General features: G+C 60.3%; 30 protein-coding genes and 2 pseudogenes. 22 read left to right on the forward strand and 10 right to left on the reverse strand.

The genetic code is table 11. The annotated features are described in order from the left end of the window. Positions 1 to 48: 48 nt before the first annotated feature. The 9 genes and pseudogenes from E8F11_RS11350 (at position 49) to E8F11_RS11390 (ending at position 5,857) form a co-directional block, all read left to right on the forward strand. Complete coding sequence (locus tag E8F11_RS11350) at positions 49 to 591, forward strand: HEPN domain-containing protein (protein ID WP_280288928.1); 543 nt, start codon at positions 49 to 51, stop codon at positions 589 to 591. A gap of 989 nt (positions 592 to 1,580) precedes the next feature. After that, positions 1,581 to 1,724 (forward strand): annotated as a pseudogene (locus E8F11_RS11355) (LuxR C-terminal-related transcriptional regulator); the annotation flags it as partial. A gap of 677 nt (positions 1,725 to 2,401) precedes the next feature. Continuing rightward, positions 2,402 to 2,533, forward strand: coding sequence for a hypothetical protein (locus tag E8F11_RS11360; protein WP_280288929.1), 132 nt, complete (start codon positions 2,402 to 2,404; stop codon positions 2,531 to 2,533). 260 nt (positions 2,534 to 2,793) lie between these two features. Further along, entirely contained in the window at positions 2,794 to 2,976 is a 183-nt protein-coding gene (locus E8F11_RS11365) for a DUF2158 domain-containing protein (RefSeq protein ID WP_280288930.1), read from the forward strand. Between the two features lie 557 nt (positions 2,977 to 3,533). Continuing rightward, on the forward strand, positions 3,534 to 3,809 hold the full coding sequence (locus tag E8F11_RS11370) for a type II toxin-antitoxin system Phd/YefM family antitoxin (RefSeq protein ID WP_280288931.1): 276 nt from the start codon (positions 3,534 to 3,536) through the stop codon (positions 3,807 to 3,809). Then, on the forward strand, positions 3,802 to 4,080 hold the full coding sequence (locus tag E8F11_RS11375; RefSeq protein ID WP_280288932.1) for a type II toxin-antitoxin system RelE/ParE family toxin: 279 nt from the start codon (positions 3,802 to 3,804) through the stop codon (positions 4,078 to 4,080). The genes E8F11_RS11370 and E8F11_RS11375 overlap by 8 nt, the downstream gene beginning before the upstream one ends. Positions 4,081 to 4,208: 128 nt before the next feature. Further along, the gene (locus tag E8F11_RS11380; protein ID WP_280288962.1) at positions 4,209 to 4,379 is read left to right on the forward strand and encodes a YhfG family protein; all 171 of its coding nucleotides are present in this window, start codon (positions 4,209 to 4,211) and stop codon (positions 4,377 to 4,379) included. Continuing rightward, positions 4,379 to 4,975, forward strand: coding sequence for a putative adenosine monophosphate-protein transferase Fic (locus E8F11_RS11385; RefSeq protein WP_280288933.1), 597 nt, complete (start codon positions 4,379 to 4,381; stop codon positions 4,973 to 4,975). The genes E8F11_RS11380 and E8F11_RS11385 overlap by 1 nt, the downstream gene beginning before the upstream one ends. Positions 4,976 to 5,527: 552 nt before the next feature. Further along, positions 5,528 to 5,857, forward strand: a complete 330-nt coding sequence (locus E8F11_RS11390) for a hypothetical protein (protein WP_280288934.1) — start codon at positions 5,528 to 5,530, stop codon at positions 5,855 to 5,857. Positions 5,858 to 6,098: 241 nt separating this feature from the next. On the opposite strand, the gene E8F11_RS11395 is transcribed toward E8F11_RS11390, so the two are convergent. Further along, a complete protein-coding gene (locus E8F11_RS11395) occupies positions 6,099 to 6,524 on the reverse strand; it encodes a hypothetical protein (RefSeq protein ID WP_280288935.1) in 426 nt (141 codons plus the stop codon). Then, entirely contained in the window at positions 6,517 to 7,080 is a 564-nt protein-coding gene (locus E8F11_RS11400; protein ID WP_280288936.1) for a helix-turn-helix transcriptional regulator, read from the reverse strand. Before E8F11_RS11400 ends, E8F11_RS11395 begins: the two co-directional genes overlap by 8 nt. 677 nt (positions 7,081 to 7,757) lie before the next feature. Here E8F11_RS11400 and E8F11_RS11405 point away from each other — a divergent pair. From E8F11_RS11405 to E8F11_RS11450, 10 genes are all read left to right on the forward strand, one after another. Continuing rightward, entirely contained in the window at positions 7,758 to 9,194 is a 1,437-nt protein-coding gene (locus tag E8F11_RS11405) for an APC family permease (RefSeq protein WP_280288937.1), read from the forward strand. Between the two features lie 25 nt (positions 9,195 to 9,219). Next, positions 9,220 to 9,801 carry a hypothetical protein gene (locus tag E8F11_RS11410; RefSeq protein WP_280288938.1) on the forward strand — a complete coding sequence of 194 codons (582 nt, stop codon included), beginning with the start codon at positions 9,220 to 9,222 and terminating at the stop codon, positions 9,799 to 9,801. 170 nt (positions 9,802 to 9,971) lie between these two features. Continuing rightward, positions 9,972 to 11,015: a zinc-dependent alcohol dehydrogenase gene (locus E8F11_RS11415; protein WP_280288939.1), complete on the forward strand. Its 1,044-nt coding sequence runs from the start codon at positions 9,972 to 9,974 to the stop codon at positions 11,013 to 11,015. A 42-nt stretch (positions 11,016 to 11,057) separates the two neighbouring features. Next, a complete protein-coding gene (locus E8F11_RS11420) occupies positions 11,058 to 12,521 on the forward strand; it encodes an aldehyde dehydrogenase family protein (RefSeq protein ID WP_280288963.1) in 1,464 nt (487 codons plus the stop codon). Between the two features lie 60 nt (positions 12,522 to 12,581). Next, positions 12,582 to 13,970: an amino acid permease gene (locus E8F11_RS11425; protein ID WP_280288940.1), complete on the forward strand. Its 1,389-nt coding sequence runs from the start codon at positions 12,582 to 12,584 to the stop codon at positions 13,968 to 13,970. Between the two features lie 53 nt (positions 13,971 to 14,023). After that, complete coding sequence (locus tag E8F11_RS11430; protein WP_280288941.1) at positions 14,024 to 14,869, forward strand: phytanoyl-CoA dioxygenase family protein; 846 nt, start codon at positions 14,024 to 14,026, stop codon at positions 14,867 to 14,869. A gap of 114 nt (positions 14,870 to 14,983) precedes the next feature. Continuing rightward, entirely contained in the window at positions 14,984 to 15,259 is a 276-nt protein-coding gene (locus tag E8F11_RS11435) for a hypothetical protein (protein ID WP_280288942.1), read from the forward strand. Positions 15,260 to 15,391: 132 nt separating this feature from the next. Further along, positions 15,392 to 15,631 (forward strand): hypothetical protein, encoded by a 240-nt coding sequence (locus E8F11_RS11440; protein ID WP_280288943.1) that lies wholly within the window; start codon positions 15,392 to 15,394, stop codon positions 15,629 to 15,631. An 86-nt stretch (positions 15,632 to 15,717) separates the two neighbouring features. Beyond that, positions 15,718 to 16,020, forward strand: coding sequence for a hypothetical protein (locus tag E8F11_RS11445; protein WP_280288944.1), 303 nt, complete (start codon positions 15,718 to 15,720; stop codon positions 16,018 to 16,020). A 131-nt stretch (positions 16,021 to 16,151) separates the two neighbouring features. Continuing rightward, the gene (locus tag E8F11_RS11450; protein WP_280288945.1) at positions 16,152 to 16,445 is read left to right on the forward strand and encodes a hypothetical protein; all 294 of its coding nucleotides are present in this window, start codon (positions 16,152 to 16,154) and stop codon (positions 16,443 to 16,445) included. 42 nt (positions 16,446 to 16,487) lie between these two features. Here the strand turns inward: E8F11_RS11450 and E8F11_RS11455 are convergent, their stop codons facing one another. After that, complete coding sequence (locus tag E8F11_RS11455; RefSeq protein ID WP_280288946.1) at positions 16,488 to 16,934, reverse strand: nuclear transport factor 2 family protein; 447 nt, start codon at positions 16,932 to 16,934, stop codon at positions 16,488 to 16,490. A gap of 151 nt (positions 16,935 to 17,085) precedes the next feature. Here E8F11_RS11455 and E8F11_RS11460 point away from each other — a divergent pair, with 151 nt between their 5' ends. Continuing rightward, the gene (locus E8F11_RS11460) at positions 17,086 to 17,316 is read left to right on the forward strand and encodes a hypothetical protein (RefSeq protein ID WP_280288947.1); all 231 of its coding nucleotides are present in this window, start codon (positions 17,086 to 17,088) and stop codon (positions 17,314 to 17,316) included. On the opposite strand, the pseudogene E8F11_RS11465 reads toward E8F11_RS11460, so the two are convergent. Then, positions 17,313 to 17,435, reverse strand: a pseudogene (locus E8F11_RS11465) (DNA cytosine methyltransferase); the annotation flags it as partial. The gene E8F11_RS11460 and the pseudogene E8F11_RS11465 sit on opposite strands and share 4 nt — an antisense overlap. Positions 17,436 to 18,068: 633 nt before the next feature. Here E8F11_RS11465 and E8F11_RS11470 point away from each other — a divergent pair. Next, positions 18,069 to 18,335 carry a hypothetical protein gene (locus tag E8F11_RS11470; RefSeq protein WP_280288948.1) on the forward strand — a complete coding sequence of 89 codons (267 nt, stop codon included), beginning with the start codon at positions 18,069 to 18,071 and terminating at the stop codon, positions 18,333 to 18,335. 20 nt (positions 18,336 to 18,355) lie between these two features. On the opposite strand, the gene E8F11_RS11475 is transcribed toward E8F11_RS11470, so the two are convergent. From E8F11_RS11475 to E8F11_RS11495, 5 genes are all read right to left on the reverse strand, one after another. Next, on the reverse strand, positions 18,356 to 18,697 hold the full coding sequence (locus E8F11_RS11475; RefSeq protein WP_280288949.1) for a hypothetical protein: 342 nt from the start codon (positions 18,695 to 18,697) through the stop codon (positions 18,356 to 18,358). Positions 18,698 to 18,750: 53 nt separating this feature from the next. Continuing rightward, positions 18,751 to 18,996 (reverse strand): hypothetical protein, encoded by a 246-nt coding sequence (locus E8F11_RS11480; RefSeq protein ID WP_280288950.1) that lies wholly within the window; start codon positions 18,994 to 18,996, stop codon positions 18,751 to 18,753. Positions 18,997 to 19,138: 142 nt separating this feature from the next. After that, a complete protein-coding gene (locus E8F11_RS11485; protein WP_280288951.1) occupies positions 19,139 to 19,345 on the reverse strand; it encodes a hypothetical protein in 207 nt (68 codons plus the stop codon). 54 nt (positions 19,346 to 19,399) lie between these two features. After that, positions 19,400 to 19,642, reverse strand: a complete 243-nt coding sequence (locus tag E8F11_RS11490; protein WP_280288952.1) for a hypothetical protein — start codon at positions 19,640 to 19,642, stop codon at positions 19,400 to 19,402. Between the two features lie 250 nt (positions 19,643 to 19,892). Then, positions 19,893 to 20,174, reverse strand: a complete 282-nt coding sequence (locus E8F11_RS11495; protein ID WP_280288953.1) for a hypothetical protein — start codon at positions 20,172 to 20,174, stop codon at positions 19,893 to 19,895. Positions 20,175 to 20,535: 361 nt separating this feature from the next. Here E8F11_RS11495 and E8F11_RS11500 point away from each other — a divergent pair, with 361 nt between their 5' ends. Beyond that, the gene (locus tag E8F11_RS11500; RefSeq protein ID WP_280288954.1) at positions 20,536 to 20,880 is read left to right on the forward strand and encodes a hypothetical protein; all 345 of its coding nucleotides are present in this window, start codon (positions 20,536 to 20,538) and stop codon (positions 20,878 to 20,880) included. 214 nt (positions 20,881 to 21,094) lie between these two features. Here the strand turns inward: E8F11_RS11500 and E8F11_RS11505 are convergent, their stop codons facing one another. Beyond that, positions 21,095 to 21,493 (reverse strand): DoxX family protein, encoded by a 399-nt coding sequence (locus E8F11_RS11505; protein ID WP_280288955.1) that lies wholly within the window; start codon positions 21,491 to 21,493, stop codon positions 21,095 to 21,097. Positions 21,494 to 21,826 lie beyond the last annotated feature (333 nt).

Here is a 21,826-nt window from a genome sequence, read left to right on the forward strand (position 1 = left end):
AGAGAATTTTCTGTTTCCTGTTTGGTTTCATCGTTTGAGATGATAGAAATGTCGCTTGCCAAAACCTCCTTCGAACATGGAATAAAAGACGCTGAAGAGCTTCTTGCTCACTTTGATTCGATTAATGCCAATCCACCTCCGGCCAATGCTGAAGTGCTAAAGCGAGCGGGCTTGGTGATGGCGCTCACTGCGTGGGAGACATATGTTGAAGACCGCGTGACGGAGGCTGTGAATAAACGCCTTGCAGCGGTCGCAGGGAGCTATGTAGGGGACTTTATTTTTAAGAAGCTCCAGCAGGAGCTTAAGCAGTTCCATAATCCGACTTCAGACAAAACCAAGCGTCTTTTCGTTGATTATCTGGATGTCGATGTAACGCAGGGTTGGAGTTGGCAAAACACTGATCCGGAGAAGGCCAAAAGATCCCTCAATGAGTGGATATCGAAGCGAGGCGACGCCGTGCATCGCTCAAAACCTGTGACTAATGGTTCCCCTGCCGCGCACCTAATCAAGCGAGATGAGCTTGAGAAAGTCATTCGATTTATCAAGGAGCTGGTGAAGGCAACTGATGCATATTTGGAGTGCAGTCTATAATGGGCAATAAGCTATACATTTTTGGTGGTTTCTCAGCGGTCTAACTCACCGTTTAGAGTCTTGGTTCTGATGGTTAATAATGTGCTTGACGGCGCTCACTTTGTTTGGGCTGAAAAGGCGCGTTGTTACGAGGCGGTCTTGTTAATTTTTATAATTTAAGAGGCTTAATGGTTATAGCTCAGTTTGTCGCTAGTGCGGAATCGCATCTTGCTCTGGTACTCGACAGGGCTGGCTGTATTCTTTATAGCGCCGCGCAAACACTTTGCCCAGGTGACATCTACGTACTTGGCCTGAATCCTGGGGGCGAGGGAGGACCTACGATTGGTCAGCACTTGGAAAAACTTCCTTGTCAAAGCGCCAATGCTTACTTGGACGAGAGCTGGGAAAACAGGGCGGGAACCTATAGCCCAGGGAATGCACCGTTGCAACGACGGCTGGCTTGGCTAATTCGAGAGCTCGGATACGACCTGCGCAATGTGTGTGCCAGTAACCTTGTGTTTATGAAGAGTCGAGACGCAAGCGGCATAGTTTACCCTCTAGACGCGGATCTCTGCTGGCCTGTTCACGAGCAGATAATTGGTCATGTCCAACCGAAACTAATTCTGGCGTTCGGGAATTCCCCGGTTTCACCCTATGGCCATATGCGGCAGCTCTTTCAAGGCCACGAGGAAATGGTTCCATCAGGCCACGGTTCTTGGTCCTGCCGTGGGTTCGAAGCCGAGCTGTCAGGTCGCAAGGTCTTCATTGCAGGACTCCCTCATCTGAGCCGGTATTCCCCGATAGGCAGGCGTGAAGTTGTTGACTGGCTGAAGAGTAAGATCAGCCTATAAGAATGCATTTATCTACCTGGATTGACCGACGGTGTCACCGCTCCCGGTCATGTTCGTTGCCTTTGCGGTGACGTGGCGGTGTCACCGGCTTGGGTTTCTCAAGTTCTTCGCGTTCCCTCTGCTCTGTTCTCTCGTTGCGGAATATGGAAGCGGCACGTTTACACCAATTGCTCGATTGCCGAGTTGCTGGGCATCCAGAGAGGAACGGTGAAGGTTCACCGCAAGAACCTTTACGACAAGCTGGAGATAGGCAGTCAGGCGGAGTTGCTGGCGGTGTTTATCAGGGAGCTCAAGGGCGGGTAATCACCCCGGCCACTTTTGGTGGCTAAGGTGCGTCGCGTGTACGTCAATGCCAAGCGCCCAATGTCGAATCCCGGCCCCGTCGACGGCCCTGATGCAGGAAGAGCCGAGCTTGATCCCGCTGATGGGCAGCGTCTTGCAGATATCCGAGCCGGCATACAGCGAAAGGAAGCCGTGATCGAGGGGGTAGCAGCAAGTGGGGGAGGTATGTACTTGTTCGCCTCAATAGGTAGATGGGCTGGCGACCTACAATAGCCCCGTACAAAACGGGGCTTTACTAGGTAGCACTATCACGCACATCTCGTCCTATTGTTCAGCCTCTCGCACTCATCGTGCGCCACGGCTTGTTCTGCATGCCTTCCACCGACGAAGTCGCCAGTTGCTCTGTCGATGATCCGGTACCAGCAGGCATCCAGCGCGTTTGCTCCGTGATCCTCACCCTTCTTGATCCCCCTGACGCCTACTCGTGGGACCCGTTTCACTGCAAAGCGTGCACTCATGGCGGACCTCCTGATTTGAGGTGATGAACCGAACAATTCTGATAGCTGCGAATAGCCGACGTCGCGAACATGAAGTCGAAACCGATCGTTTCCGAACCGTCGAAATCGTCTTCGTGCATGCACATGGAGCATGTCATGGTTCTGTGAAGTGTCCATTGCGACCAGGTGTCGCATGTATGGATGAACATCGCTGATCTCGGCGAGCGCCAGCTGCAGGTGGTCATCCAACTGCCCGGCGCTGTCCATTTGATCCCCGTGACCCTGGTGCGTGATGGCCGCGCCGGCAGGGCAGGGGCCTGCGTCCTGTACTGAGCCGGTTCTGCGCCGACATGTCTTGTTCTTGCGTTGCTGGCGGCGACATGCGCACACAAGGTGTTCCTGAGATGGCTTTTTTGCGACCTATCAGCTCACAGCCCAGGTTTGCTGTGATTGCCATGCGGTGGAGTGAGGGGGCGGGTGAGCATTCCGGTGGAGGCCAATCCAATGCCGCTGGGGCACCTTTTGGTGAGTGGTCATTGAAATGACGTCGCGCTCTCATATATTGGCTGTACCCGCAGCCAAGGAGATATGCGATGTCCGAGATCAACAAAGGTGATGTGGTCCAGCTGAAAAGTGGCAGTCCGAAAATGACCGTTCAAGAACTCAGCAACTACATGATGAGTGGTGGTCCGGAGAACGGCGCAAGTTGCGTTTGGTTTGAAGGGACCAGGCCGATGGAGAAGATTTTTGATGTCGAGGTGCTTGAGAAGGTGTGAGTTGCCTTCTTGTCGCAACGAACCCCGCCTTGAGCGGGGTTTTTCATTTCTGCTGCTGAGTTGCGAAACACCCCATGCAAGGTATCGGAATGGCCGGAGTTGCTGACCTTGGCGCTTTTCGCGAAGGCGCGCGGAGTAAGCCGGCAACTGCCCTCTCCCCCGCCCTGCACCCCGGCCCGATCGCTTCGCGCTCAGTCGTTCATCGGCACCGGGAGCGGTGCTTCCGAAAGCGTGACTCTTCACCCATGAAGAGGAGAGGGGTGGCTCGCGCCTGAGCGTTCGCCGTGCGGTGGGGGCAATGCCGGGACGGAGTTCTGGGGCTGTGTGAAGTTTCCTGCTTGCCGAGGGACCAGGAATTTGTAGGCCGAAAGCATGCGAAGCTGGATCATCCGAGCCGGCACCTGTCGGACCCCAAGGCCCCATGAAACTGGCCTTCCAAACGCCCTTTATGCCCGGTAACCAGAGCTTTCCAGAAAAACCACTTCATGTAGTCACCAATGACGGCTATCCTTTTGGTGCTGTAAATAGTGCTTTTATTGATGCTTTAGGGGGCTCAAATGACCTTCCAGATTCTGGCGGACGTAGCCGCCTCCGTGACTGACCTCAAGCGTGACCCGATGGGGACCATTCGCGAAGGGCACGGAGAGACTGTGGTTATCCTCAATCGCAATGAGCCTGCCTTTTATGCCGTTCCGCCTGCACGCTATGAGGCGATGTTGGAACTGATCGACGACCTCCGCCTGGCCGAACTTGTGCGCGTCCGCCAAGGGGAGCCGACCGTGGCGGTGGATATCGACGAGCTGATAGCCCAGGCGACCGATACCAGTGCCTGAGTTCAGCCTGGAATTCAATGCCAAGGCGCTCAAGGAATGGAACAAGCTGGACTCCACCATCCGGCTCCAGTTCGCCAAGATGCTGAAGGAGCGCCTCGACCTTCCCCGGGTCGAAGCCGACCGGCTCAAGGGCACGCCGGATTGCTACAAGATCAGGCTGCGCTCGGTGGGCTACCGCCTCGTCTATGAGGTAGTGGATCAGCGTTTGGTTGTCACCGTGATTGCGGTTGGCAAACGTGGGCGTTCAGAGGTCTATGACACTGCCAGGTAGCGGGTTGATTAGCATCTGGAACCGAGCTGATGCAGCCTTTAAGGCGTTGCGTTATGCAATCGCTCCCTTGGGGCGGTCAAAACCTCGTCCGCTATACTGCCGCAGTACGCAACGAGAGAGGCCAGATGATGGCAACCCCGTCCCTGCAGGCCAAGAAGGCCTACTACGCCAAGGCACGCCAATCCAATTACGTGGCCAGCCTGCGCCTGGAAGGATTTGATGTGACGCCGGCCGATGCCGAGCGCAAGCTGCCTTCCCGTGAATCCGTGCTGAGTGCGTACCGCGCCAGGCAGGACTGATGGTCGACAAGTACGGTGCAGACCAGGACCCGTACTGCTACCCCGGTACGATGGTCCTTCGCAATCGCCTGGGCCTGCTTGATGACAAGGCGCTCAATGAAGCGGAGCGCAGCCTCTCTGAAATCGCCGTCAGCGAAATCGAATTCTCTTCACCTCCCTACGATCTGCCTGCGCTCCAGCGCATTCACCGCCAGTTGTTCAGGGACCTGTACGACTGGGCTGGCGAGTTGCGCAGCGTGGATATCGCCAAGGGCGGCACTCAGTTCTGCCATGTGACCCGAGTCGAGGCCGAGGCCAACAAGATCTTTCTCTCACTGGCCAATGCCAATTGGCTGGAGGGGCTCGAACGTGGCGACCTTGTTGCAGCCGCTGCCGAGCACTTCGGCGACCTGAACATGATCCACCCCTTCCGGGATGGTAACGGCCGGGCCCAGCGCATCTTGTTCGAGCACCTCATCATCAATGCCGGCTACGAGATCAGTTGGTGGCCGGTGGAGGAGGGGGAGTGGCTGAGCGCCAACATTGATGCGGTGTTGTGCGATTACGGGGCGTTGGTGCGTATTTTTGAGCGGTGTATTGGGCGGCCGATTGGTTGAATTCCCGGCCGGGGTTATCGCGAGCAGAGCTCGCTCGTACGGATGGTTGTTTGCTGCCTTCGTAGTCTGGATGTAATTCGCTGGCGGTGAGGAGCTTCCACGGATTTTGTTCGGGCTTGTACTCGCTTTTCTGTGTGGGCGAATGCATTCGCGAACGGCGGCGTCGCCACATTCGGAGACCGAAGGGTAACAACCATTTCCCCCTCTCCCTCAGGGAGAGGGGGCTGGACCGGTGTGAGCGGGGGGCCCGGAGGCGATCCGGGAACAGCGATGCAGGATTCCCGGATTTCATCCGGGCTACCGGCTAACACCAGGCGGATCAGTGTGAATAGTTGACGCATCAATCCGTGGCCAGCCCGTCAAAAGCTGCCGAATGTAATTAGCGGCGCAGGACCTGCCCCAATAGTTGACCTGTGTGGGCGCCCAGTATTTGGCTGTCAAGTCGCGCGACATATTCTTTCTCCGTGCCTGGCAGGATGCCGGCCGGGAAGGACTCCGCAAGGCCACGGACGGCCAACACGATCAGGCCGTATCAGGTTCTGGAGGTGCGGGATGGAGTTCAGTGTGCATGCTGTTCAACGTTGCCACCAACGGGGCATTCGCCCTGTGCAGGTCGAGTGGTTGATCGACCACGGTGCCCAGACCTGGAATCGCGGCGCGCGAGTCTTCTACTTCGATCGCGAGTGTTTTCACTGCTTGTTGCGGAGCCTGTCACCAGCCGAGCGGCAACTGGCGGAAAAGGCCAGGAACTCCTACGTGGTGGTGATCGGCGATTGCATCATCACGGTAGGCCATCGCCAGACGTCCTTCTGCGTACGTAAATCGAAGACTCACAATAGGCGCCGGCTGACCTCGTGCGAACAGCAGCACAGGGCTGCCTGAGGTGAACAGATGCGGGCACTGATTGTTTGCTACAACCTGTGCATTCGTGGGTTCCAGCTCTGGTTGTACTGGCAGGGGTTGGCGAGCCTCTGGAGCTTCGGCCTGGGCGGCTGGCTCCTGGGGGGTATCTTCGCCACGATCTACTTCATGATCGGCAACTGCATCGAAGGGTTCATGATCCCGCTGTCATCAGAGCTTGAGGCTTCTCGAGCGAGGCGTGGTCGATGTGGCGCTGGTCGGATCAGGTAGGTGTCGTTTGGCGCTCTAGGCCATTCGCGTCGGTCTTGAGGCGGATGACGCCTACCCGGAAAGCGTCGTGCACGCCCAGCAGGTAGTCGGACTCGAACAGCTTCGAGGCTTCCGGCGTTACCCCGGAGCGTATATCCCGTTCGTGCCGACGTTTCATCAGCAGGCGGCCCCAGCGATCAGGGGAGGCATCGGCAAACACGCCGAAGGTGGCAGCACCCTGGGCGGGGAACTGCCGGCCACCAAAGGGCAGAAGCCTGGGGTCGAGCTGGGCCTGCTGCACCAGGTCGGTCAATGCGGAATCGGTGAATTCGAACTCGAACCGCTCGATTCCGCGGGTGCGCGTGCAATGCAAGGTGCCCAGCCTCTGTGGGCCGCCGAGTCCCGCCCAGTCGACGTAGACGAGGATCTGGCTAGCCATCGATTTCCCTCATCAATTGGGCAGCCAGGTCGGCGCCGGTAGTGATCTTCGTCTCGGCGGGGGCTTTCTTCCTGGTCGGGCTTGGTCGCTTGGCAGGTGTGGATGGGGTTGTCGACGGACTGGCAGCAGGGCCTTTAGACGGCTTTTCAAGTGTCTTGCCGGTGGGCTCGATTATCGGCCGGGTAGCAGGCTTTGCTGGCTGTCGCTGAGGTCTGGGTTGGTCAGGTTGCCGTGAAGCTGTGTGGCTCTTTGTGGCCGCTGACTTCCTGGGTGACAGCGCAGCGTCTTGCAGGTGACGGCCAAGTTCATCATTCAGGGCTACCTGGGCCAAGTCCTTCTCCAGGCCCAGGACCTGCAGCACTGCCAGGTAGGCGCCAATTGTCACGCCGGCGCTTCCTTGCTCGAGGGCGCGAAGGGTGGGGAGGGACATGCCGGCCCGCTCGGCCATCTGCTTGGCGGTGATCTTGCGACGCTTTCGCGCGAGCATCAGGCGCTCGCCGAGGCCTTCCAGCAGGCGGGTGGAGGCGGGGAGCAGTGGGGCGGTTCGCTTTGCCATTGTGAAAATATACTTTCAGTAATTGGCTGTTAGTGAAGGAATAATAGCACTTGCATCGGAATTAACCCGTTGATGCAGAATATGAAATTATTTCTCCATTATTTTGCTATATGTGAAGAAATAATTTCAGTTGCTCGGAGGAGCGTCTTGTCCCGATAACACGTGAATTGGCGGTGATGGCGGCAGAATCGAACCTTCATGCTCAATCGCCAAATGTGCCATTCGCGAGCAGAGCTCGCGCCTACGGGGGCTGCGTGTGCGTGGGGCGTTGGTGGCTCGGATTGCTTTCGACGTTCAGTAGCCAGGATGCAATCCGGGAATGGTGGCGGGATTTCCCCGGATTGCATCCGGGCTACTGATTGTCTGTAGGAGCGAGCTTGCTCGCGAAGCATCTGAGTCTGGACGTTCGCGATCAGAGCTCGCTCCTACGGCCTGTGTGTGCTTGGGTCGTCCGTGGTCGGGATTGCATCAGCATGGGTATCGCTTCGCTCGCGGAACGCCGCCCGACCCATCCTACGATCGTGCTGTTCGGCCCATCCTGCGAAATGTCCTACAGCCTTTGAGCTGACACTACTCCCGGTGCCATATGCTCCGCCTGAGGCACCGTTGATAGCGTGACCCCGACTCGTTCCAAGCATGCAGCTCTGCTGAGAAGAACAACAATCGGGGGGAGTGTGATGAGCGGTTTGAAGTTGAGCAGGAGCCTGGGCTTCTGGGCGGCCTATTCCACGTCGGTCGGGCTGGTGGTTTCAGGTACCGCCATGGTGGCGCTGGCCAATGGTTATGGCGTTTCCGGGCCGGCCTTCAGTCTCGTGGCGCTGGGTGCCTTGCTGGTCATACTCTGCGTGGCGCTTTCCTATTCGGAGCTGGCGGCCATGTTGCCGGGGTCGGGGATGGTCGGTGAATACACCTTGCCCGCCTTGGGCAAGTTGCCAGCGCTGTTCGCGGTGCTGGCGGGTTACATCGTGCTGGTGGGTACCGACGGCGGCACCAACATGATCATCGGCGGCCAGTCCCTGGAGCGGCTGACCGGTTGGCCCTGGTATCTGTTCTCCCTGGGTATCCTCGCCGTGCTGGTCGCGATCAACCTCAAGGGTGTGGAGGTATTCGGACGGGTACAGACCACCCTGGCGATTTCCATGATGCTGATGCTTGGCCTGGTTGGCGTGTGGGGGCTGACGGGTATCGGGACGGAGCCGCTGCTCGCCGTCCAACCGGACTTTTCGCCTGTCCCCTGGCGCGAACAGGTCGGCCATCTCAGCCTGGCGATCTGGCTCTTCATCGGCATGGAGTTCGTCGCACCCCTCGCCGAGGAGGTCAGGCACCCCGGTCGAACCATTCCGCTGGCGATGATCTTCGGTTGCGGCAGCATCTGGCTGGTCGATCTGCTCTTCGGCTTGAGCATCACCCGCTACATCGGCCTGGATGAACTGGCGGCCTCGACCATTCCCCATGTCGATGGCGCGGCGGCCATGCTGGGTGCCCCGGGCCTGATCGTCATGGGCGGGATTTCCATCCTGGCCGCGGTCACCACCTGCGACACCTACCTGGTCGCGGTGCCGAGGATGCTCTACGGGCTTTCCCGCGAAGGGTTGCTGCCGAAGATCTTCTGCTGGCTGCACCCGACGGCGAGGACGCCCTGGTTCGGCATCTTCTTCGTGGTGGGCCTGATCATGATCGTGCTGCTGTATGCGATGGCGAACCGCGCCGACATTGGCTTGATCACCATGATGATCAGCGTCGCCTGCACCACCTGGCTCATGTCCTATGTGATCGCCCAGGTCGACGTGCTGGTGCTGCGCAAGCGCTACCCCCAGGCCGAGCGCCCCTTCAGGACGCCGTTCTATCCCGTGCCGCAAGTGGTGGGCATCGGCGCCTGCCTCTACATGATCGGCTCGCTGGTCAGTGATGGGCAGGTGCTGCTTATCGCGGTGGTGTGCTCGGCATTGATCGTTGCGTTCGGTGTGGTCTACCTGAATAAGACCGGGCAGGCGTTGTTCACGCCATTGCCGCTGGAGGAGGTGCTGCGCCGCATCGAAGCGCGTGCCGAGTCCGCCGATGGGGCGGCCCGTACGCCTGTCAGCCTGCAGGCTGCCCAACTGAAACTGGAATGACGTGGCGCAACAGGGAGGGAACGCCATGGATCTCTACGCGGTCATCGACCGCCACGCGCAGAAGGCGCTGCAGGCTACGGCGGCATGCTTCGGTGCTTACCTCAGGCATCGCGATGGTGGCGGGCGCCTTTGTCTGGAGGGTTACGAGCACAAGCTGGCCGCCAGCAATCTGGTCCTGGCGCAGCAGCTCTCCAGCAAGTTGTTCGGCCGGGTCTACAGCTGTGGTTGGCACTGGCAGGTGCCAGTCGACCTGGGCGAGCGCTCGATGCGTATCCGGCTGAGCTACCTGGGGTGGCGGCAGGAGAATCGCCGGGTGGCCTTCGTGGGTGACGGATGCCCGCAGCCGATACTCGATGCGCTCAATGCCCATGACCGGCTGCTGTCCCTCTGCGTGGCGATGGACCTGGCTGGCATCACGATTCGCTACCACCCGCAGAGCAAGCGCTGCGACCTCTCGCTGCGACCCAATTACGGCTACTTCATCTGGTTGCTGATCCCGCCAGTGAAGTACGTCCGCCAGCCCACGCCGACGGAGGTCGACAGCACGGTGCTGATCATCGACGAGTTGTCTCGGCTGTTCCTGGGCTGCACTCGCGCGGGCGGCTGACAGCGGCCAATCGATTCAACCAAGCCTCACCGATCGCGGTTTCCGCGCACCGGCGGGGAAGCTTTTGCCGCAAGGCGGCATCGCGGATCACCCATGTTCGGCGCAACAGGGAGCCCGAGTGAGAAGGACCGGGCGCCCAGGTATTCAACGCAAGCAATGAGGATGACGAAATGTCTCGAGCGAACAACGCAACCATGCGGGCAGCGGTTCTCCATCGACTGGGCGATCCATTGAAGATCGAGTCTGTGCCGATCCCGCGGCCGGGGGCGGGGGAGGTGCTGATCAAGGTGGTGGCCTGCGGTGTGTGCCACAGCGATGTGCACGCCTGCGATGGAGACTGGCCGACCCCGCCGGCATTGCCCCTGATACCGGGCCACGAGGTGACGGGGCACGTCGTCGAGCTGGGCAGCGGCGTCACCGACCTCGCGGTGGGCGATGCGGTCGGGGTGCCCTGGATGTACAGCGCTTGTGGCGCCTGCGAGTACTGCCGGGCGGGCATGGAGACGATCTGCAAGCAGGGCGAAGCCACGGGATACAGCAAACCGGGTGGCTACGCCGAATACATGGTGGCGCCGGCGGCCTTCGTCGCCAAAGTCGATGCCGACGCGGATCTTTACGCACTGGCGCCGATCCTCTGTGCCGGGGTCACCACCTATCGCGGCCTAAAGCGTTCGGGCGCCAGGCCTGGCCAGTGGGTGGCGGTCATCGGCATCGGTGGGTTGGGCCACGTTGCGGTGCAGTACGCCAAGGCGATGGGCCTGCGCGTTGCCGCCATCGATGTATCCATGGAGAAGCTCGCACTGGCGCGTACCCTGGGCGCCGACGCGTTGTTCGAGGTGGGGGCGGGCGTCGAGGCATCCATCCAGACGCACCTGGGCGGCATGCACGGGGTGCTGGTCACGGCGGTGGCCAAGCAGGCCTTCGAGCTGGCCGTGCACCTGCTGCGGCCAGGGGGTACGGCGATCTACATCGGCCAGCCCGGAGGAATGGCGGATGACGTGCGCAACTCCATCGACCGGGTGGTCAACTGGGAGCTCTCGATTCGCGGCTCCAACGTCGGCACGCGGCAGGACCTGCATGAGGCGGTCGATTTCGCCGCAAGCGGCCTGGTCAAGGCCCAGGTCGCGATGACCACGCTCGATGAGATCAACTCGATCTTCGAGCAGATACGCCAAGGAACAGTGATGGGCCGGAAGGTGCTGAAAATCGCCTGAACCCCGCTCCACGACAATGCGTGAGGGAATCACATGAATGCGATGACGCTATTCATCGACGGGCGCTGGGTGGCGCCGAAACATGGCAACCAGTTCAGCAGCATCGACCCGGCGACGGAGCAGGGCATTGCGGACCTGGCAGCGGCCGATGAAGAGGACGTGGACCTTGCGGTGAACGCCGCTCGCAAGGCTTTCGATCAGGGTTGGGGGCAGACGAGCGGAAGCGAGCGAGCCGGCTTTCTGGAGGCCTTGGCCGATGAGCTGGAAGCGCACCGCAAGGCCTTGGCGGCGCTGGAGGTCAGGGATAACGGCAAGCCTTTGCCCGAGGCCGAATGGGATGTCGCCGATGCCATTGGTTGCTTCCGTTACTACGCCGAACTGGCGCGGGAACTGGACGAGCGCCAGGACCAGCCGCTGGATGTGGGGGATGCGCGTTTCAGCTGTCACATCCGCCACGAGCCTGTCGGGGTAGCCGGGCAGATCATCCCCTGGAACTACCCGCTGCTGATGGCGGCATGGAAGGTCGCGCCCGCGCTGGCGGCTGGCGCGACCTGCGTACTCAAGCCGTCGGAGCTCACGCCGCTGAGTGCACTTGAGCTGGGTGTGGCCGCGGAGCGGGTTGGCCTGCCGCGGGGAGTGCTCAATATCGTGCCGGGCTTCGGGGGCGAAGCCGGCCAGGCCCTGGCGCTGCACCCGGGCGTCGACAAGCTGGCCTTTACCGGCAGTGTGCCGACCGGAACGCGGATCATGGCGGCCGCCGCTGTCGACATCAAGAACATCAGTCTGGAGCTGGGCGGCAAGTCGGCCTTCATCGTCTTCGACGACGCCGATATCGAGGCCGCGGTGGAGTGGATCATGTTCGGCATCTTCTGGAACCAGGGGCAGGTGTGCAGCGCCACCTCGCGCCTGCTGGTGCAGGAGGGCATCGCTCCGCGCCTGCTGGAACGCCTGGTGGACGCGGCGCGCGACATCAGGATCGGCCCGGGGATGGAGGAGGGCGTGCAACTGGGCCCGCTGGTCAGCGCCGGTCAATACCAGAAGGTCATGGGTGTGATCGCACAAGGCAAGCAGACTGCGAAGCTGCTGACCGGCGGAGTACGCCCGGCCCATCTGCCAATCGGCTACTTCATGGAGCCGACCATCTTCGATGAGCCCGACATCAGAAGCACTATCTGGCGCGAAGAGATATTCGGCCCGGTGCTCTGCATGAAGCGCTTCAAGACAGAGGCGGAGGCCCTGGCACTGGCCAATGACAGCCGCTATGGCCTCGCGGCTGCCGTGATGTCCACCGATCTGGAGCGTGCCGCCCGTGTCGCCAATGGACTGCGTGCCGGCATTGTCTGGGTCAACTGCTCGCAGCCCACCTTCACCCAGGCGCCCTGGGGTGGCATGAAGCAGAGCGGCATCGGCAGGGAGCTGGGGCATTGGGGGTTGGAGAATTACCTGGAGGTGAAGCAGGTGACCCAGTACTGCAGTGATGAGCCGTGGGGGTGGTACCAGAAGTAGGGGGGGCGCAGCGCGGCGCGCTGCGGCCGTCGATAACAACAATAAAAGCGAGGCAAGGTAATGGAACATTCGGTAATGCGCCGTGGCTTGAATGCGCGGCATATCCGCTTCATGGCGTTGGGTTCTGCCATCGGTACGGGGCTGTTCTACGGTTCGGCGGCGGCCATCCAGCGCGCGGGCCCTTCCGTGTTGCTGGCGTACCTGATCGGCGGCGCAGCGATCTACCTGGTGATGCGTGCCCTGGGGGAAATGGCGGTGCGCACGCCGGTGGCCGGCTCCTTCGGTCACTATGCGAGCCGCTACCTGGGGCGCTACCTGGGCTTTCTCACTGGCTGGACCTACGTCTTCTCGATGATGATGGTGTGCCTGGCCGACGTGACGGCGTTCGGCGTCTACATGGGGTTGTGGTTTCCCGATACGCCGCGCTGGATCTGGGTGCTGGGCATCGTGGCCTTCATTTCGGCCTTGAACCTCTGCAGCGTGCGGGTCTTCGGCGAGCTGGAGTTCTGGTTGTCACTGCTCAAGGTGTTGGCGATCGTGGCGATGATCGTCGCCGGACTGGGAGTGTTGGTGCTCGGCATCCAGTTGGGCGACGGCAGCAGCGGGGCGGCGGGCTTCAGCAACCTCTGGGCACATGGCGGCTTCTTCCCCAACGGGGTCGAGGGGATGATCGCCTCCTTCACCATCGTGATGTTCGCCTTCGGCGGCATCGAGGTGATCGGCTTCACGGCCGGCGAGGCGAAGGACCCGCAGCGGATGATCCCCAAGGCCATCAACTCGGTGCCGCTGCGCATCCTGCTGTTCTACGTGCTGACGCTGCTGGTGCTGATGGCCATCTACCCCTGGCCGCTGATCGGTAGCCAGGGCAGCCCCTTCGTGCAGATATTCAGTGGCCTGGGCATCGAGTCGGCCGCCAGCATCCTCAACCTGGTAGTGATCTCGGCGGCGGTCTCCGCCATCAACAGCGACATCTTCAGCACCGGGCGGATGCTCTTCGGCATGGCCGAGAATGGGCAGGCCCCGAAAGGCTTCGCTCGCCTGTCTGAGCATGGTGTGCCGTGGCTGACGGTGCTGGTGATGGCGCTGACGCTGCTGATCGGCGTGCTACTCAATTACCTGCTGCCGAACGAGCTGTTCCTGATGTTCGCCTCGCTGGTGACCTTCTCGGTGGTGTGGGTGTGGCTGATGATCCTGCTCTCGGAGATTGCCATGCGCCGCAGCCTGAGCCGCGAGGACGTCGCCGCCCTCGGCTTCCCGGTGCCGTTCTGGCCCTATGGGCAGTACCTGGCCATCGCCTTCATGCTGTTCATCTTCGTGGTGCTGGCGGTGTTCCCCGACACCCGCACTGCGCTCTACATAGGCGCTGCCTGGCTGGTCATCCTCACCATCGCTTATGGGAGGTGGGTGAAACCGAACCCGTCCGCGCAAGCCGAGCCCGAACTGTCCTGACACCCAGGGCATTCTTGAACCATGGTTACATCCAGGAAGAAAGGAGTCATTGCATGACGCAGCACAGCTTTGAATTCGAACTGCCGCATTCGCTCATCGAGGATTTCCAGCGCGATGGCGCGGTTTGCGTTCGGCAGTTGTTCTCGGCCGATGAGGTGGCGTTGCTGGAGCGGGGCATCGAGCGCAACCTCGCGTCGCCCAGCGAGCGGGCCAAGGTGGCCAGCAGCCCGGATGACCCGGGCTGGTTCTTCGAGGACTTCTGCAACTGGACGGAATTCGAGGAATACCGCCGCTTCATCTTCGAGAGCAGGGTGGGTTCAGTCGCGGCGCAACTGATGCGTTGCGACAGCGCGCGCCTCTATCACGACCACCTGCTGGTGAAGGAACCCAACACCCGTCAACGCACCCCTTGGCACCAGGACCAGCCCTACTACAACGTGGACGGCCGGCAGAACTGCAGCATGTGGATGCCGGTGGACCCGGTGGCGCGGGAGTCGACGCTGGAGTTCGTGGCGGGCTCCCACCTGGGGCCCTGGCTGATGCCGAGGACCTTCCGCGACAACCAGGCGCGCTGGTTCCCGGAAGGGAGCCTGGCCGACCTGCCGGACATCGAGGCGGACCGCTCGCGCTGGAACATCCTCGGCTGGGAGTTGGAGCCGGGCGATGCGGTGTTCTTCCACATGCTGACGCTGCACGCCTCGGGCGGGGTGGGCGGGAATCGGAGACGGCGGGCCTTCTCGTTACGTTTTCTCGGCGAGGACATGCGCCACGCCCCACGAGCCTGGAAGACATCGCCGGAGTTTCCGGGGCTGATCGATCAGTTACCCGAAGGCGCGCCCCTGGAGCATCCGCTGTTTCCGGTGCTGTGGCCCCGGGCGGCGACAGCGCCAGAGCGGTAGCTGCTACTCGGCGAGCGGGCTGGCCGGTGTGGCGGCAGTATGTGACTCGTGTCATGGGGTGGTTTCGGTTTTCGGGGCTAAGATGATCCGGAGCTGAACGCAAGGGATTGCGCAATGAACAAAGCCCAGAGGTTGTTTGTTGAATGGTCGCTAGGGACGACCCTGTTGCTGGCCAGTGTTGGGTGGGCGGTCATGTTGGTCTGGGCAATAGAGACTCCGTTTCTGGCCGACCACCCACTCCACTTCTTCACCCAGGACGCTCTCGCACTTGATCGCGTCCTTCTCGTGGATGCGGCGAAGTTCCTGGGCGTCTTCCTTTGGGTGTGGTTCTCCGTGCTTGTCCGGGTGGGGCGAAAGAAGGAGCCAAAGCACCTGCCGCCCGTGGGGTAGTAATTGGGCGTCGGCAATTCCCTCGCCAGATAGGCGGAAAAGAGTTTCCGGGTCTGGTTTTCTGTGGGCATGTGGAGTCCTTTGCCACCTTAAGTAGCTACAGTTAGGCATTGGGTGCTGAGGAGTGGCGATATGAAATGCGTGAACTGCTTGTGCGAGGCGCAGCAGATTCCTTCCGAACTCGATGGCGTTGAGATCAACTGCCCCCATTGCGGTCATTTTGGTGTCTCGGCGAGCGTTCTGAGGCAAAGGCTTGACCGAGCTTTTGACGTCGAGAAAACCAGGGTATTTCTCCATAACTGGCGCGATATCAATCCTGGGCGGCTCCCCGTGATCAATAGCGAGAACGTGATCTGGGCGCCGTCGGCCTAGTGCGTTGGCGAGTTGCCTGATGGCGCATTGGAATGACGTGGGGTACTTGTGCGCGGCTCGGCATTGAGCCGAGTCAAGGAGAAGGAATGAAACGTCTGCTCGCTTTGTTGTTCGCGGCAGTTGCGCCAGGTTTATCGAGCGCTGGTCAGTCGGTCGACCGGCAGTACCCTGGACCATGGAGGTACGAGTTCAACAATCAGATCACTCAAGCACTCGCCGCTGCTGACGTCTCTGGGTGTGGCATTTACCGGTATCGCGCAAGCCGAAACAGCAGCCGCGAGTTTCTCGTCCACTGCTCCAACGACAATAAGAATTGGACCGCCTATATGGTTTGGCCGAACCTCGACAAGGTACTTGGTCCGTATCAGCTTGAACCTTCTCTCCCTTAGCCTCCCGGCCTTAGTCCGAGCTGCTGCTTGCTGGTTTCATGCATAGGGGATTCCTTTGCTGTGGTGGCGCTATGACATTAAGTGGGCTATTGGTTGCTTGTCGGACACGGAGCCAGGCAAGGAGAGGACGGATGGATCGCAGCTACGTCTACCAGCAGTTCATCGGCAGGTACCCGGACGCCAAAGAACATACCTTCGAGGCCAGCCAGGATCGTTCCTGCTCTGTCATGGTCGGCTTGTTCTTTGGCGTGGTGGAGGTTGTATTTGTGGGGGTGTATCGCCCTGACGGCCGGTTCAAATCGGAGCATCTGTATTTCGAGGGCGACCTGTGTAAAGCGCTCGGCGTCATTCGCGTAGATCCAGAAGATGCCCTGCTCTTCGGCAAGCAGCGCGCTGCGACTACGTGCCTGACAGGCCATGTCTAACAGGAGGCATGGCTGATCCTTCTACTTTTTGCCAGGTACTTATCAGCGAGTGGTTAGTCCGTTCAGGTGGCAGCTCAGGTCGCCCACCCTATCCAGCATGGAGTAGTCCCGAAAGGTGAAGCGCCACTTGCCGTCGATGCGCTCGAATGCGTCGTGATACCGACCTGTAGCGATAGGCTGGAGTGGGAGGCCGTCAGTGCCCTGCAGGACTGTGTAGTACGACCTTGCCGTGGCGCGGCCTGACTTCTCGTTGACGTCGATGATCGGGTTGGTAACCAGGTGCTTTGTGCGCGGTGTTCCGCAGGGATAGATCTTTACCTGTTCACGAAAGATACGCAGGAGCTCAACGGCCCCGACCCGCGCATTGCCGTCCTGCAATTTGAACTGAGCATGCCGGAAGAGCTCGGCGACACCTTCCAGATCCCCTCCATCCAGTAGCTCTGCGTACCGATACAGCAGGTTGGCGATCTCCGTTGCGCTGTTGTTCATGCATGCCTCCTTGTCCGTTGGCTGAAAGCACCAAATTAGAATGTCGGAGATGCCCCAGGCTTCGTCTAGGCGGACTAAGGATTGTGCGCGGGTGGCGCACTACAGGATGCTGTGCCTAACTCTCTTGTCCCTATTCCTGGAGGATCAGAGCATGGCGGAAACCTACTGGCAGAAAGCCGAGCGGCTCGCGCACGAGGCAGCCAAAGCGTTCAACGCAGTTGAGGATTTTCTCAGTTCCGGCCCGGACTTCAGCGATGACGATGTAAGGGTCGACTACTGGGAGCTCCAGAGCGCTGCGATCGTGGCTGCCGAGACATTCAAGGAGCACTACGAGCATTCGTTGACCGGTGCCGGCGGTGGCGGGTTGGACGCTGACGACTAAGCGGCTTCCAGCAACGCCTCGATCACTTTCTGCCCAGCTACCGGCGGCACGGCAATGCCGGCCATGTGCACCGTGAGCCGGTGGTTGTCCGACCGCAGGGTGTCCCTTGGGAAGGACAAGCGCAAGGCTAAGTGGAAGGACCGGGCGTACGAGCAGATCGACGCGCTGAACCCCAGAGCCTGGTGAAGCGCGAGCTGGCGCGGATGGGCTGAAAGGGAACCGCGGCGGGTACGGGGACGCGCCGCGGTTCGTGGAGGCGGCCTGCGGGCTGTTACAGGGAACCCCGTACCGTGGTACCTGCACCGGGCTTCGCGATAAGCCGTCTCACACCTATTCCGAGGGGCACAGCTGCGAAATTGTTCAGGACCTTTCGTCGGCCGCCAGGCTTCTCTGCTTCCTTGGGGGCGCATGAGCAGATCGATGCGAGAGCTGGCGCGGATGGGATAAAACGACGAACCGCGACGATCGTTGAGATGCGCCGCGGTCCGGAGAGACAGTGGTCAGTGAGCTGTTGCAGGGGCCCCAGACTTAGTCTGATGATTCCAGCAGTGGAACTTCGCTGATCGCTGCCTCTCACCTATTTCGATCACTGCTACGGCGGAATCGTTCGATGCCCTTCGTCGGGAGCAGAGGACGAAGGGGCGCCAGCAAAGTCGAACTTATAACGGCAACGTGGAACCCAGAACTTTCACCAAGCAGAGTGAGGATCGCGACCGACAAGAGATAGCCCCTGACCCGGCCGAGGAGGACGTATGAGGCAAAGACTTCAGCAGCGCCTCCAGCGCCAGGTATCAAGGACACTTCCGGGATTTTTCGTCAGGTGCGAGTTTTCTTCTACACATGTGATCGATATCTTCATAAACAATCACGCAACCCACGAAGCAATGTGGATTACTGGTGTGAAGCTGGGGTCGCTACTCGGCCCCGGCGCACTCGATGCGCTGGTCGACCAACTCATGTTTGAAATCATGGCCCTAGCAAAACCCTGGCGGGATAGAGCCCTGCCCGATCAGGAATAGGGCAACCGGCCAGGCGCAGCTTACCGGCTCTCTTTGCGGTTACCCATGGCCTGAAAGGTCGCGGCGAGCTTCTCGGCGAGATCTTTGGTTATCCGCGTCGCTACACCTTCAGAGGTGGGCGGCTGCTCGTCGCAGAGCAGCAGGAACTCCCCGGTGATCTGTTCGCACATTTCCTTCAATTTCTCAGGGCTGTCCCACAGCTCGGGTGCTGGTGCCGGGAACGTAATGGTCTTGTGGCTGGCCAGGCTCTCGAACTGCAGATTGATCGCCCCCTCGGCCTGTCGGGTGACGATGCATCGATAGCCAGGCATTTCCTCTTCGAACAACAGCTCGATATCCCGATTTTCACTGGTGGTGCTCATCCAGGACTCCTTAGACCTAGGTTTGGTTAGAAGCTTGAGTCCTTATGCCGTGATCAGCACTCCGCCGAACTGAACCATGGCCTGCCGCGTTCGTCGATCTGCCTCAGCTTGCCAAGCGCATCAGCGGCCGCCTCGACGGCATCCGAACGGCGTATGAAATAGGAACGGTCGTAGACCTGATGGAGGAGCGGTTCGGTCTTGCTGTCGCGAGGCTGGATGGCGACGAAGGCCAGCACATGGTTTCCATTGATGCGGGTTTCGATCCAGGCGGAATGCCCTGGGAAGTTGCGTCTGTGCATGGCGGGCTCCGGCAGGTGGCAACGCAGACATCGGATCAAAAAAATATGGATCACTCTGGACAGGTTGGAGCGCGAACCTGACGAAGGGCCAGAAACAAAAAAGCCCGCTCATTGGCGGGCTGTGGCAACGTGGCCTCGGCAGCTATGAGTCAGCCATAAGGTCCACAATGGCTTCGTTGATGAAACTGGCGTTGGCTTCCAAGGATTCCAGTCGTTTGCAGATCAGCGCTGACGCGTCAGGAGAGCCGCAGTGATCGACCCAGATTGCCAGCTCCGCGAGGGCGGCACCGAGCATGATCTGGTTCATGTAGATGCGCTGGATAAGGACGGGAAGAACGTCTTTGGTCATGGCGACCTCGTGACTATGCTTGCGCTGAGTGATGCATCGGCGGGCGCCGGTAAGTCAACATTCTGTCGAGCTGAATAACGGCGTGTCGTCGGCGTCGAACCTCAGTATTTTGCTGAGCGCCCGCTCAGCGGCCGCAAGCGCCTCTGAGAGGCGAGCGAAACTGATTCCGTCGTAGACCAGATGGAAAAGCAGTTCCGAGTCAGCTGCGCGCGATTTGACTGCAACGAATGCCAGGGCGTGATCACCGTTCATGCAGGCCTCACTCCATGCAACGTGCTCGGGGAAGTCTCGTTTCATGGTGGCCTCGGCCTGAAGGTGTTTGTGGGTAGATATTCACTATCTACCCTCCTATCCGCAATTGCTTGCATTTATCGATAAAGCTGACCAAGGGTCTCTGGTGCGTTGGGGGAGGGGGCAGAGCTGGCAGTACAAGAGCTGGCCGAAGAGCCAGCATCGTTCTGAGCGCCCACAAAAAAGCCCGCTCAATGGCGGGTTTCTCGGCCGGAGAAGAAAGGCAAGCAGTTAGGGATGGCTACAGTTCAGCCCCTCATTCCGGCTCGCTCCTCCACGTGGCCACGGTCGCCTGCCCGTATTGTGCGACCCAGGCCCGATAGGTCGGGCTTCTGCCGGCCCGCACCCGGATGGCGCGGCCGGTATTCGGGTTGCGGTATGTACGCAGTGGCTGGGGCGTCGGGCCGGTTACGCCGCGGCGCGGGAGATCCCGGTCCAGAATCTGGAGCAGCTGTGTGCAGCTGACTTGGTATTCATCCATCAGCGCTTGAACGGCAACGAGGAATCGACGGTCATTTTCCGATAGCAGGGGCATCATCGGCATCCTCCTAAAAACGCTGCTGCAGCCCTTCATCGAACTGCAGCAGCTAGGGGAAACGCACTTATGAGCAAGCTCAGGATAGCCTAGGTATCAGACATGAGCGCCACAATGCCCTCGCCGATGAAGTCCGCGTTGGCCTGGCGGGTTTCGAGGTGGCGGTGGACCGCTTCGCTGGTTTCCGTCGAGCCGCGCTGCTCGATTCAGATGGCCAGCTCTTCGACGGCCCTTTTGCCAAAGATGAATCGTTCCGCCGACTTTGCCGACGGGGGCGCTGTAGGGGCGTTGCACGTGGTCACTCATGGCGGGGTATGATCGGATGCATCCGATACCCGGTAATCACCACTTGGAGGGCGCAGGCATGGTCATCAAGCAATCCCAAGAGTTCGAAGTTATTGTCCGCGCGGTCTTTGGCCGCCTGCTGGAGAGCTTCCCGGTTCCTGTGCGTCTCGATGCCGCAGTGGCGGGCTACGAGGTCGCCGCGAACGAACCCGTCGAATGCAGTGGCTTATCTGAAAACGCGGAGCACAAGCCGAGCAACGAGGAGTTCCTGTTCGCCTCCAGCGTGCGCTGGCTGGCTGCCGAGGGGTACATCCGGATCAACCAGGAGTACTACACCTGCTTTGACGGCGTGACCCTGACGGAGAAAGGCCTGGCGGTTCTGAGCGCCACCCCGCCTTGCCTTGGAAAAGCCTTCTACGCCTGATTTCTGAGGCCGCTGAAACCAGCGGCCTTTCCGACGGAAAGGGGGACAGATTCAAATCTGTCCCCCTTTTTTGTGGATGGGGCAGGCACTCGCGGCAGACTCCTGGCCGGCTTGTGATGGAAAGCACTTCGAGGGGGCTCCAGCAGGAAAAGCCCCCAGCTCTCCGACGTTTGGCAGGACTTGCCTAAGCCCAATCGCAGCCTGGTTGGCCTCGTCACTGCCGACGGTCAAGGCTCCAGGCGCCACCACCGGCGGCAGCCAGGTACAGAAAAATGAAGCAGAACAGGATCGCCGGCTCACCGCCATTCAGCAGCGGGATCAGCCCCTTGGGCGCATGTCCGATGAAATAGGCAAACGCCATTTCGCCGGACAGGATAAAGGCCACCGGGCGCGTGAACAGACCGAGCACCAACAGCAGTCCGCCGACCACTTCCAGCAGACCGGCGAAGCCGATCAGGGAAAACAGGCTCAACTCATCGAAAAACGCGACATGCGGGAATCCGAACAACTTGGCGGTGCCATGCTGGAGGAACAGGAAGGCCGTGATGATCCGTAGCACACTGAGCAGGCGCGGGGACCAAAGCGTATCGAGCTGGGCAATGAGGGCAGACATCAACTGATCTCCTGAGCGAGGTTGAGCGCTGGACGCCACTCAGGAAAGCCGTAGCGCACTGCGCACGAGCAATTGTAGTCGCCCAGCGGCGGATGCAGCTCTGCATCGAGCGCCAAGCAATCACCGATACTTTTGCGTGTTCAAGCCTTGTAAATCATCAGCTCATACGAGTGATGGTGGAGTTTTGCCCGCACTTGCCCCACCGTAGGGTGCGCCATGCGCACCGCTCGCGGGATCAGCCCCGGCGCCTCGCTCAACCCGTGGTGCGCACGGCGCACCCTACCTGGTCAGCTCCGTCGCTCTAGCCAGACAACTTGAGTCGTATGTAGTCGC

The sequence above is a fragment of the Pseudomonas sp. BN417 genome (assembly GCF_029871205.1).
GTDB lineage: Bacteria > Pseudomonadota > Gammaproteobacteria > Pseudomonadales > Pseudomonadaceae > Metapseudomonas.